The organism is Skermanella sp., from assembly GCF_059503625.1.
In genome coordinates this window covers 1-7,384 of sequence record NZ_JCACHA010000918.1, presented here as the reverse complement: position 1 = coordinate 7,384, position 7,384 = coordinate 1, and the positions used below count along the sequence as shown (strand labels likewise).

Below are 7,384 nucleotides of genomic sequence, written 5' to 3'. Positions count from 1 at the left end.
CGCCGAGAGGCGCCATGTGCCGGATAGCTTCGCGGGCGCACAGGATGGGGCCGATCAGGTTGGTCGCGGTCACGTCCCGCAGCAGGCCGGCCGTCACGTCCTCGATCCGGCAGCGCGGGCCGGTGATGCCGGCATTGTTGACCAGCGCGTCGATCCGGCCGAAGTCGGCCGCGACCTGGCGGAACAGGGAAGCAACATCCGCCTCGTTCCGGACATCGCAGCGGTAGGCCGATGCGGGACCGCCGGCCGGCGGCTCCCGGGTCGCCCAGGTGAAGGCGACGCGCCAGCCCCGCGCCGCGAACAGTCTGACGGCCGCGGCGCCGATGCCGCGCCCGCCGCCGGTGATGATGACGGTTTTCCGGATGGTCATGGCCGCCATGGAACACCGTCGCCGCCCGTCTTGCAACCTCCGCCCCGCAGCGGCGGTTATCTTCGGGGGTGCGGTGTGGACCGCCCATACCGGAGGAACCGACGCCATCATGCTCAAGGGACTGGACCCGCTGCTCAACGCCGATCTTCTCTATGTCCTCGCGGCCATGGGACATGGCGACGAGCTGGCGCTGGTGGACAGGAACTTTCCCGCCGTGTCATTGGGCGCCCGGGTGATAAGGCTGGAAGGCGTCGACGCCCCGAGGGCTCTGGAGGCCATCCTCAGCGTCATGCCGCTCGACGACATGCTGGATACGCCTTACACCCGCATGGTCGATCTGGGGTCAGCCGAGATCGAGGAATCCGATGTCTGCCGCGAGTTCATCCGGATCGTCGAGCGCCATGAAGGGCCGCGCTGGCAGATCGGCCGGCTCGACCGGTTCGGCTTCTACGACCGCGCGCGCGCCGCTTTCGCAGTCGTCGTGACGGGCGAGACCCGCGTCAACGGCAGTCTGCTCCTGACGAAGGGAGTGGTCCGGCTTGCGGAGCCGATCCAGCCGCCGCCGCCGGAGGCGGTCCAGGCGGGAAAGGCCGAGCCCGGCAAGGCAGAATTTGAACAAGCCGACTCCGCACCTGCCGCAAGCTCCTGACACCCTCCCTCCGATTTGCTGCGGGAAACATCTTCGCCGACACGCTCCATTCCTGTTATTCTGTCGGCAAGCAGCAATTCCAGAGCGGGTGGTTCTTTTCATCGGGAGACTACCATGGTGGTAGGGCGCCGTTACCTGATCCGGCAGACATCGGGCGACCTGGTCGAGCTTTCCCACCGGGACTTCGACCGCGCCGACGACCGTATCGCTCCGATTGCCGGCCTTGCCGGCCGTTGCGTCGAGATGGTCTCGGTCGTGGTGGTCGAAGCGCCCGATCTTGAGCGCGTCGTGTCCGATGTCGCCTTCACCAAGGTCTATTTCGACGCCGACGGGTTCGTCGACGTTTCCAAGCGGGACCTGATGATCCGCCTGATGCTGGAAAGCTGCGCCGACCGGCGTCCTCCCGCCGCGGCGCGCGACCGGAAGTCGCTGACCGGGTTCGCCCACCGTGCCCGCGGCAGGCTGGACCGCGAGTTCCGCTGGCGTCCCGACCGGGCCGTGCTGAACGAGGTCATGATACGGTTCGACCTGCCGCTGTCCGACCGGCTGGCGCCGGAATCGTTGACATCGGAGGGTACGGGACGCTCGGGGGTCGACATGAAGCCGACCGTCCACTGATCCGCCATGACAAGGCGCCCCGGTTCCGCCACATCCACCCTGTCCCTAGGCCGCATCCGCCAGCTTGCCCTGATCGGCATGGGCTGGACCATCGTCGCCGCCGGCATCCTCATCGCTCCGCTGCCGGGACCCTTCGGCCTGCCGGTAGCCCTGGTCGGCACGGTCATCCTGCTGCGCAACTCGGCCGACGCGCGGCGGCTGTTCGTCAGGATGCGCCGCCGCAAGCCCGGCTGGTTCGCCCCGTTCGACCGCTACGTGCGGCGGCGGAAGCGCCGTCCGCCGCCAGCATAATGAGCCGGGCATCCTGAACCGCTCGAGCTGAAGCGTATCAGCCCAGCAGATACATCAGCAGCGCCATGCGGACGAACAGCCCGTTCTGCATCTGGCGGAAATAGGCTGCGCGCGGGTCGGCGTCCAGCTCCAGCGGGATCTCGTTGACACGCGGCAGCGGGTGCATCACCGACATGGTCGGCTTGGCCCGGGCCATGTGGTCCAGCGTCAATCCATAGTTGTAATCACCGGTCGCCTCGAACCGTTCCTTCTGGACCCTGGTGACGTACAGCACGTCGGTGCCGGTCAGCACCTCATCCAGCGTCTCGACCTGCCGGTCGGCGGGATGGACGAGGTCGGCGGGCATCCGCAGTTCGGCGGGCGAGACGAAGTTGATCTTGACGTCATACAGGCGCAGCAGGCGGGCGAGGCTGTGGACGGTCCTGCCGTGCTTCAGGTCGCCCATCATGGTGACGGTCAGCCCGTCGATGCCGCCCTGTTCCGCCATGATGGTGTAGAGGTCGAGCAGCGCCTGGGTCGGGTGCTCGCCGACGCCGTCGCCGGCATTGACGATCGGGACCGGCGACACGGCGGCGGCGCGCTGGGCGGCGCCCTTTTCCGGATGGCGCAGCACGATGATGTCGGTGTAGCAGGCCAGCGTCCGGATCGTGTCTTCCAGGATCTCGCCCTTGGAGACGCTGGAGAAGGTCACGTCGTTGATTGGCAGCACCCGTCCGCCGAGCCGGCTCATGGCCGCGAAGAAGCTCGACGACGTCCGTGTCGAAGCTTCGTAGAACAGGTTCGCCAGCAGCTTGCCGCGCAGATGGCTGATGCTATGCCCCTTCGCCTTGCTGATCCAGTTCGCGTGGTAGAACAGTTCCTCGATGAGCGGTTTGTCGAACTGGTCGATGGACAGGACATGGGTGAGCTTCATCAGGATCTCCAGCGGCAGCGCTGCCGGGGCCGCGAGCGGGGCCGAAGCAGGGGCCGAAAACGAGGACCGGAAAACAGGCCCGGCGCGCGTGCTTTTGCAGCAAAATCGGGTCGGACACAACCCGGATGTGATCCCCGGATGGGCAAGCCGGCAACACCTCCGAAGGGCGTGACTTAAATCACGTTCCCGCTCTGGTTCCGCCGCCGCGATGCGCTAAAATAATTGTTCCATATCCTTCGAGTCCGCCATGATTTCCCGCATCGCCTATCCCGTCGCCCTGCTGGCCCTGCTGGTAGCGTTCCTCATCGCTGCCTCCGGCGCTTCGGCGCGGGCCGGCGGGTTCGATCAGGCGCTGGGGGTATGGACGGCGGCGCTGGAAACTCGTCTGGCGGCGCTGGAGGAAGAGGCGCGGGCGGAGGGCGTGCCGGTATCGACGCGGATCGCGCGCGGACCGGTGCTGAAGCCGGGCATGGTGGACGAGCGCGTGCTCCAGCTCAGCCGGCGCCTGGTCGAACTGGGATACCTTGCGCCCGGTTCCGAGCGCGACATCCATGACGAGACGGTCTCGGCCGCCGTCAGCGTCTTCCAGGCTGAACGCGGCCTGACTCCCGACGGTAAGGTCGGAGGCGCCACGCTGTCGTCGCTCAACGTCACGCCGGCGCAGGAGATCGCCTCGATCCGCGAGACGCTGGTCCGCATGGCGGAGTTCAGGGCTTCGGTCCCGGCCACCATGGTCGTGGTGAACCTGCCGGCCCAGGAGCTGGCGCTGGTGCGCAACGGCGAAACGGTCCTGACGATGGATACCGCCGTCGGCAGCCCTTCGCGTCCAACCCCGTTGCTGGCCGACCAGATCACCCACGTCATCCTCAACCCGACCTGGACCGTGCCGCCGACCGTCCTGAAGCAGGACAAGCTGCCGAACCTGCGGCGTACCGGCGCGCCCGGTATCGATCACGCCTCCGTCTGGCTGGACGGCACGGTGGTCGATCCCGCCTTGGTGGACTGGACCAACGTGTCGCCCTGGCGGATCCGCATCGTCCAGGAGGCGGGGGACCACAATGCCCTCGGGCGTTACCGGTTCAACCTGACCAACGACGACCAGATCTACCTGCACGGCACCAACGACCCACGCGTCTTCAACCGGGACAGGCGTGCCGTCAGTTCCGGCTGCGTGCGGCTGGCGGACCCCGGAACGCTGGCAGAGGAACTGCTGATGGCTTCGGGCTTCAGCCCTTCGCGGATATCGGCCATGGTCGATGCGGGGGAAACCCGATGGATCAGGCTGGCCCAGCCGATGCCTGTGCGGTTCGTCTATTGGCCGGCCGTGCTGCGCGGCGAGCGTGTCGTGGTGCTGCCCGACATCTACGGGATCGTTCCGCCACCGGAATTGATCGCCGCCGCCAACTGATCCTTCCTGATCGATGCGTGCCCTGCCCGCGACATCCGCGCCGTCCAGCCCGACGATGACGAGTAGCGCGATCTCCCCAAAGGGCTGAAAAGTAAATGCTTCCTTGCCTCCTGCCGCCATCCGGTTAACGTACCCGGCCGTAATGGAAGTGGGAGGATATGAAGAATGGACCTCGGACTTACGGGCAAGCGCGCCCTGGTACTGGGATCGAGCAAGGGGCTGGGCCACGGCATCGCCGAGCAGCTGGCGGCGGAAGGCGCCCATGTGACGCTGGTCGGCCGTAACGAGGACCGCCTGCGTCAGGCTGCCGAAGCGATATCGGCGCGCGGCGCCGGCACCGCCCGCTACGTGGCCGTCGACATGAACGGACCCGAAGCGGTGGACCGGCTGATGGCCGGCCTCGCCGACGGCCCCGGCGCCATCGACATCCTGGTCAACAACAGCGGCGGACCGCCGCCCGGCAACATCTCCGCCGTCACGGCGGAGGACTGGCTGAAGCATTTCCAGGCCATGGTCGTGACCCTGATCGAGACGACCGGCCGCGTGCTTCCCGGCATGCGCGAGCGCGGCTGGGGCCGCATCCTGACCGTCGCATCGTCGGGCGTGATCCAGCCGATCCCCAACCTCGGCATCTCCAACACGCTGCGCGCGTCCCTGGTCAATTGGGGCAAGACGCTGTCGCTGGAGGTGGCGCCCGACGGCGTCACGGTGAACACGATCCTGCCCGGACGCATCCAGACGGAACGGCTGGAGCAGCTCGACGCCGTCGCGTCCCAGAAGCAGAACAAGAGCCTGGAAGAAGTGGCCACCGCCAACAAGGCGCAGATCCCGGTCGGCCGCTACGGTACGGTGGAGGAATTCGCTTCGGTCGCGACGTTCCTGCTGAGTGCCCGGGCAAGCTATGTGACGGGCACGGTCACGCTGGTCGACGGCGGTGCCGTGAAATCCCGCTGACCGCGATCGGGCGATAAGCGTCCTGGTTCAAGACACCGGGACAAATGGGCCGGTCTCCCTGTTGAGTCCGTCAACAACCTGTTTGATAACCAGCCCAGCCTTTAAACCAGCAAGGGAGATCGACCATGACAGCGGAACCGATGGCACCGGGCGATGACGCACCGGCGGGGACTCCGGGTACCGGCGAGGATATCTGCCCGGATTGCAGTGGAACGGGACGTCTGAACGGCCAGCCCTGTCCAAACTGCGACGGCACCGGCAAGATCATCGAGGGTGTCGGCGGCGCCTGACCGTCAAGTCTTCGCGACGGCGCTGCTAAGAGCCTGCTGCCGCCATGGCGGTGCGAAGCTGGCGGTCCATCCGCCGGCCTAGCGCCTCCGTCATGCGGTTGAACTGCCCCCATGTCAGCCGGCCCGACGTGAGCGCCACATAAAGCTGTTCCTGCTCGTGCCATGTCGTCAGGATCGCCCGGCCGGCAGCCTGCTCCTGCGGGTTCAGCATCGACTGGGCGTTGGGTTCGCAGGCCGACACGGCGGCGAGATATTCCTTGGCCAGCGCCTGTTCCTCCGGCGTAGGCTTGGACGTATCGCCCAGATGCGTCGAGGTCATCTCACCCAGCGCCGGACTTTTGAGGCGAAGCGGTGCGAAGGCCGGCTGGTTCTCGATCGACTCGACACAGCCGGACGATTGGCTGATTTCGATGGCCAGCGGCGAGGTCGGCGGCGACGCAGCGCAGCCGGCAAGCATCGCAACCGCAAGGATAGCCGGGAAAATCCCGTGGAACCGTCCGATGCTTGTCATTTGGCTTTGACCGGGGTGCAGTAGCGGCCCGAAGCCTTGAACTCCGAGCAGAATTCCGAGACATCGGCCAACTGGCCGAAACCATCGGCCATGAGCCGCACGAAGGTTCCCTGACCGGGAATTTCGGCGGTTATAGTTACCGGCGATCTGTTGATAAGCAGATCGCGATGCGCTTTTTGAAGGGTCTTCCATCCTGCCGCCGCATGGACTTCGTCCCGGTACGAGGCAAGGTGGGCCATGTAGCCGTGCTGCTGCCCGGTCGCCTGTCTGGTCGCCGGCGGCGAAGACGCCTTCACCGGGATCGGGGTCGTGACCGGAATGCTTACTGGAATGCTGACGGGGATGGACTCGGCAGCCGGAGGGGCCGGCGGCGCGGCGGCCTCCCTGACGGCGGGCGGCACTGCAGGCGCCTGCGCTGCCGCCGGTGGCGGCGCTGCCGCAGGCGGCTGCGCTTCGGCCACCATCACGGGCGCGGGTGCCGCTGACGGTGCCGGCCCCTTGGCCGGACCGGACAGGTAGCCCATGGAACGGTCGTCGCTGGTCAGCCACTCTCCGGTCCAGGGATTGACCAGCATGTCGGCCGTAATCTGTATGTAATTCCGTCTGGCGCTTGGGCTGAGGTGATTTTCGGGCGGCTTTTCCGCAGGTTTTTCGGCAATCTTCCCGGCCGGCTTATCATCCGGCTTCTCCGCGGTCTTCTCGACCTTGGGCTCGGCCGGTTTTTCTTCGTGAACGGCCATGCGTGGAGGAGGCGGAGGAGCGGGCGTCGGCGGAGCCGTCAAGGGGGTCGAGGAGAGTGCGGCGCCCGGTGCCGCCGGAGAGGTCATGATCACCGAGTCGTCCTGGGGAGATGATGCGACCATCGCGACTTGCGGCATCGGAGCGGCCTTGGGCGGCATCTCCAGCTTCGCGACCCTTTCGGCCTTCGGCTGCTCGGCGACTTGGCCGCTGGGACGCTTGCCGACGGCGCCGCTGCCACCGCCGCCCTGGACCATGTAGCCGGTTGCCGCGGTGGCGCCCAGCATTCCGTAAGCGATAGCGATGAACTTGAAGCTCAAGACGAATCTCCCCTCCAGGCCGATCCGGGAGCAGCACCTGGAGCCGCAACGTCGAAACCAATCTCATCGGATTCAGCGAACCGGAATTCTGGCGTGACCGGGTAAAGATTCTATAAATCGATCGGGGTATTCGAGGTGGCTCGGTCAACTCGGTTCGCGATCAGCGGCACCGCCCCGGCCAGGCAGGTGGCGGCCATGATCAGGAACCCCGGCACATAGCTGCCGGACCACGCCACGATCAGGCCGAACAGCGGCGGACCGACGACTAGTCCGGCAAAGCTGGCGATCAGCACGCCGCCGGTCGCCTCGCTGACGCGGCCCC

At 66.7% G+C, this 7,384-nt stretch carries 10 protein-coding genes and 1 pseudogene; 6 read left to right on the top strand and 5 right to left on the bottom strand.

The features are described 5' to 3' along the window. On the bottom strand, nt 1–379 hold a 379-nt coding region (locus AC5JJ6_RS33515; RefSeq protein ID WP_496046191.1), incomplete at its 3' end, for an SDR family NAD(P)-dependent oxidoreductase. Nucleotides 380–479: 100 nt separating this feature from the next. On the opposite strand from AC5JJ6_RS33515, the gene AC5JJ6_RS33510 reads away from it, so the two are divergent. From AC5JJ6_RS33510 to AC5JJ6_RS33500, 3 genes are all read left to right on the top strand, one after another. Continuing rightward, nucleotides 480–1,019: an RbsD/FucU family protein gene (locus AC5JJ6_RS33510; protein WP_496046190.1), complete on the top strand. Its 540-nt coding sequence runs from the start codon at nt 480–482 to the stop codon at nt 1,017–1,019. 114 nt (nt 1,020–1,133) lie between these two features. Next, the gene (locus AC5JJ6_RS33505) at nt 1,134–1,637 is read left to right on the top strand and encodes a hypothetical protein (protein ID WP_496046189.1); all 504 of its coding nucleotides are present in this window, start codon (nt 1,134–1,136) and stop codon (nt 1,635–1,637) included. Nucleotides 1,638–1,643: 6 nt separating this feature from the next. Next, nucleotides 1,644–1,928 (top strand): PGPGW domain-containing protein, encoded by a 285-nt coding sequence (locus tag AC5JJ6_RS33500; RefSeq protein WP_496046188.1) that lies wholly within the window; start codon nt 1,644–1,646, stop codon nt 1,926–1,928. Nucleotides 1,929–1,965: 37 nt separating this feature from the next. Here the strand turns inward: AC5JJ6_RS33500 and pyrB are convergent, their stop codons facing one another. Then, a complete protein-coding gene (pyrB, locus tag AC5JJ6_RS33495) occupies nt 1,966–2,841 on the bottom strand; it encodes an aspartate carbamoyltransferase (protein ID WP_496046187.1) in 876 nt (291 codons plus the stop codon). A gap of 247 nt (nt 2,842–3,088) precedes the next feature. Here pyrB and AC5JJ6_RS33490 point away from each other — a divergent pair, with 247 nt between their 5' ends. From AC5JJ6_RS33490 to AC5JJ6_RS33480, 3 genes are all read left to right on the top strand, one after another. Continuing rightward, complete coding sequence (locus AC5JJ6_RS33490) at nt 3,089–4,249, top strand: L,D-transpeptidase family protein (RefSeq protein WP_496046186.1); 1,161 nt, start codon at nt 3,089–3,091, stop codon at nt 4,247–4,249. Nucleotides 4,250–4,414: 165 nt separating this feature from the next. Further along, a complete protein-coding gene (locus AC5JJ6_RS33485; RefSeq protein WP_044428656.1) occupies nt 4,415–5,203 on the top strand; it encodes an SDR family oxidoreductase in 789 nt (262 codons plus the stop codon). Between the two features lie 125 nt (nt 5,204–5,328). Further along, nucleotides 5,329–5,493 (top strand): hypothetical protein, encoded by a 165-nt coding sequence (locus tag AC5JJ6_RS33480; RefSeq protein ID WP_496046185.1) that lies wholly within the window; start codon nt 5,329–5,331, stop codon nt 5,491–5,493. Nucleotides 5,494–5,518: 25 nt separating this feature from the next. Here the strand turns inward: AC5JJ6_RS33480 and AC5JJ6_RS33475 are convergent, their stop codons facing one another. The 3 genes and pseudogenes from AC5JJ6_RS33475 to AC5JJ6_RS33465 form a co-directional block, all read right to left on the bottom strand. After that, nucleotides 5,519–6,004, bottom strand: a complete 486-nt coding sequence (locus tag AC5JJ6_RS33475) for a hypothetical protein (protein WP_496046184.1) — start codon at nt 6,002–6,004, stop codon at nt 5,519–5,521. Then, entirely contained in the window at nt 6,001–7,062 is a 1,062-nt protein-coding gene (locus AC5JJ6_RS33470; RefSeq protein WP_496046183.1) for a hypothetical protein, read from the bottom strand. Before AC5JJ6_RS33470 ends, AC5JJ6_RS33475 begins: the two co-directional genes overlap by 4 nt. Nucleotides 7,063–7,172: 110 nt before the next feature. Continuing rightward, nucleotides 7,173–7,384: pseudogene (locus AC5JJ6_RS33465) on the bottom strand (hypothetical protein); the annotation flags it as partial.